Source organism: Bartonella sp. AA89HNZF, assembly GCF_042196905.1.
Lineage (GTDB): Bacteria > Pseudomonadota > Alphaproteobacteria > Rhizobiales > Rhizobiaceae > Bartonella.
In genome coordinates this window covers 1-630 of sequence record NZ_JBHIRD010000124.1, presented here as the reverse complement: position 1 = coordinate 630, position 630 = coordinate 1, and the positions used below count along the sequence as shown (strand labels likewise).

1 protein-coding gene is annotated in these 630 nt (G+C 25.2%); it reads right to left on the bottom strand.

Annotated elements, in window-relative coordinates; translation table 11 throughout:
* Positions 1-45: 45 nt before the first annotated feature.
* Complete coding sequence (locus ACFIN0_RS10065) at positions 46-528, bottom strand: hypothetical protein (RefSeq protein WP_375702489.1); 483 nt, start codon at positions 526-528, stop codon at positions 46-48.
* Positions 529-630: the final 102 nt, after the last annotated feature.

The following is a 630-nucleotide window of genomic DNA, read 5'->3' as shown; positions in this document are numbered from 1 at the left end:
CAATTAGATGAAATTTGTCGACGTTTACAAAGTTAACCAATTGTTCTAAAAAGAATTTTCTTCACAATTACCTTTTAAAATTTTGATCATTCTATACATATGATTTTTAGAAAATTCTATATTGCTTGAGGATATAGCGTTTTTTTCATAAGTAGAATTCTCTTCATTTGTTAGCACAATCAAGCTTGCTTGAAGTGCACGGAGAGCAATAATAAAATCTTTTGGTGTGAGATTATTTTCTCTTAAAATATTTACGAGTCCTTGTTTATTAGAAATGTAGGTAATATCATTTTCAATACTATCACTATCAGTGGTGCTATACCTTTTTGTATGTGTTTTTTTAAAATTTTGTGATAAATTTTTACATTCTTTTTCAATTTTTTCTAATTTTAAAAGAAGATCTTCTGTTAAGAGATAATTTGCAATAAGAGGTGATGTAAAAGAAGGCTTATCTATTTCCTGTTTTTTTTCTTGAGCGTATGATATAAGAGGAAAAATAAAGAGAAAGCACAATAGAAATTTAAACATGACCAAAAATTCTCCTTTCTTTTTTGAATTTCAATAAAGATTTTTTCGATTGTTACTCTTTGTTTTTATAAAAATCATTTGTAAATATGATAGAAATATAAG

What these genes read in the sequence shown, in the direction of transcription:
- ACFIN0_RS10065 (WP_375702489.1), bottom strand. Translation starts at nt 528, where the DNA reads ATGTTTAAATTTCTATTGTGCTTTCTCTTTATTTTTCCTCTTATATCA.